General features: G+C 75.2%; 1 protein-coding gene and 2 pseudogenes. 2 read left to right on the plus strand and 1 reads right to left on the minus strand.

The genetic code is table 11. The features are described from left to right. Positions 1–506: pseudogene (locus AWZ10_RS36685) on the plus strand (sugar hydrolase); the annotation flags it as partial. Positions 507–702: 196 nt separating this feature from the next. On the opposite strand, the gene AWZ10_RS36690 reads toward AWZ10_RS36685, so the two are convergent. Then, complete coding sequence (locus tag AWZ10_RS36690; protein WP_060893177.1) at positions 703–1941, minus strand: glycoside hydrolase 5 family protein; 1239 nt, start codon at positions 1939–1941, stop codon at positions 703–705. A 100-nt stretch (positions 1942–2041) separates the two neighbouring features. Between AWZ10_RS36690 and AWZ10_RS36695 the strand changes: the two are divergent. Continuing rightward, positions 2042–2623, plus strand: a pseudogene (locus AWZ10_RS36695) (ATPase); the annotation flags it as partial.

Genomic DNA, 2623 nt, shown 5'->3' on the forward strand with positions numbered 1-2623 from the left:
TCCGGCGGCTCGCGCTGCGGTACGCGGTGCCGTACCGGCCGGGTGCCGTGGCCGCATGGGACGTGGACGCCGGGGCGGCCGCGGCGCGACGGGCCGTACGGAGTGGGGGGCCGCTGCCGGAGGCGGTGCCCGGCGCCCATGTCGTCGACTGCTTCCCGCTCCCGCACCCCGCTCTCAACTGGGGCGGCGAGGACCTGCTGACCGAGATCCGAGCCCTCGATCCGTCGGCCACGGGGACGGCGGTCGCCGGGGAGCCGGACGACCCGGGGGCCGTCGTGGGGGAGGCGCTGCGGGCCGCCGAGGGGCGTCCGCTGGTCGCCGCCGTGTGCGATGCGGAGCTGTACCCCTGGCAGGGCCGTCTGCGGGACGCGCTGCTGGCGGCGCGACCGGACGCGCTGGTGGTCTCGACCGGGTTGCCCGAAGCGGGTGGTGCGCTGGTCGCGCACGGGAGGGGACGGGTGAATCTGCGGGCGGTGGCCGAGGTCCTGGCGGGACGCAAGGCCTGACTGCCGGGGAGGCTCCCGCCGGGTGGAGGTCCTCACGCGGGCGAACGTCCTCACGGGGCGGGCTTTCGTACGAGCGGCATCCTCGCGGTCGCGGTCGCGGTGGCGGTGGCGGTGGCGGATGCCGGGGCCGGGGTCGGAGTTCCCTCCGCTCGGCGCCTCCGCCTCCGTCTCCGCCCCGCCCCCGCTACCGCCCGCCTCACTCCCCGGCGATCAGTTCCGTGATCCCCCTCGCCCCGAGGTACGCCGTGTCCTGCGCACGCTCCGCCAGGACGACCGTGGGACGGACGCCCTCCTGCCGCAGCCGCATCCAGGCGTCGAAGAAGGCGCCGCCGGGCCCGGAGACCGAGCGCGTGGACGGGGTGCAGTCCAGGACCAGGGGCGTCGTACGGGGAGCGGGCGGGACGGCCGCGGTGCGGATCTCCGCGACCGTCGCGGACAGGGCCTCCGCGATCGGCTTGGGGCGGCCCGTGGAGTCGAACAGGCCGAGCGTGTACTCCAGTTCCGGGAAGTCGGCCAGGGAGCGGTCGACGTCGTGGGAGCACCACCAGGTGACGCCCCACAGGCGGGCGCAGCCGGCGGCGTTCAGGAGGGTCGCACGGGCGAAGTCGGGGGCGTCGGCCGCCGGGATGTGCGGCTCGGGGGCGCCGGTCTCCTGGACCCAGACCGGGCGGACCGGGTCGGTGGCGTAGGCGGCGGCCAGCTCCGTGCCGTACTCCGCGAGATGGTGCACCTGGGGCGAGCGCGGGCCGTAGCGGCCGGCGCAGTTCGCGGAGAAGACCCAGGGGTGGACGGTGGTCAGGTCGCCCTTGCGGGCCGAGGCCTCGGGGGTGAAGGGGTGGTCGTCGCCGTACCAGGCGGCGTCGTACGCGGAGTGCGTGACCAGGCCGCGGCCCTCGCCGAGCCCGCCCCGCGCGGCGGCCAGCAGGGTGTCCAGGTAGTGGTCGACCTCCGCGACGGACACCGGGTTGTGCTCGACCAGGTTGTTCAGCTCGTTGCCGAGCTGCAGGCCGATGAGGTGGGGGTGGCCGGACAGGGCGCGGCCCAGGGTGCGCAGCAGGAGTGCCTGGGCCTCGATCGCCTCGGGGTCGGTGAAGACGTTGCGGTGGTGCCAGCCGCGCGTCCACTCCGGGTAGAAGTCGAAGCTCGACAGATGGCCCTGGACGCCGTCCACGAGGACGTCCAGACCGCACTCGGCGGCCAGGTCCACCAGTCGGACGAGCTGGTCGACGGCCGACGCCCGGACCAGGGTGCGGTTGGGCTGGAGCAGGGGCCAGAGGTGGAAGACCCGGACGTGGTCCAGGCCCAGCCCGGCGATCTGCGCCAGGTCCTCGCGCGCGAGGCCGGGATCGAAGTCGTGCCAGGCGTGGAACCAGCCCCGGCGTGGGGTGTAGTTGACGCCGAAGCGGCGTGCGGGCGGGGGCGGGGGCGTGTCGATGGTGTCCTCCTCGCGAGACGGACCTCGTCGGACCCTGTCTCGTCGGATCCTGCCTGTCGGACCTTGTCTGTGGCGAATGTATCAACCACCATGGAGAGCGATGAATAGTGATTTGAACCAAGCTTTCGCGACTGCTCCGATGTTCGTGGTCGGCCTCGACGCAGGCGGCACCCGTACCCGGGCCGTCCTCGCCGGTCTGGGAGACGGCCGTACCCGGGGCGAGGGCACGGCCGGGCCGGGCAACTCGCTCACCGTGCCCGGGCCGGTGCTCGCCGACCATCTCGCGGAGGCCGTCGCGCGAGCCGTGCCCGAGGAACTGCGCGGGCGGGTGGTCGCGGTGGCGGGTGGATTCGCGGGGGCCGGCCATCAGGCCCAGGGCGCCGACGAGCCCGGCCGGGTGCGGGCCCGGGCCGCCCTGTCCACCGCGCTGGCCCGGCTCGGCATCGCGGCGGCCACGATCGGCGTCCACAGCGACATCGAGACGACCTTCGCCGCGGCCCCCGGCCATCCCGCCGACGGACTCGTCCTCGTGGCCGGCACCGGTGCGGTCGCCGCCCGGATCGCCGGGCGGGTGCCGACCGCGACCTCCGGCGGCGACGGCTGGCTCCTCGGGGACGACGGTGGCGGCTTCTGGATCGGCCGCGCGGCCGTCCGGGCGGCCCTGCGAGATCGGAAGAGCACA

This window comes from Streptomyces europaeiscabiei (genome assembly GCF_001550375.1).
GTDB lineage: Bacteria > Actinomycetota > Actinomycetes > Streptomycetales > Streptomycetaceae > Streptomyces > Streptomyces europaeiscabiei.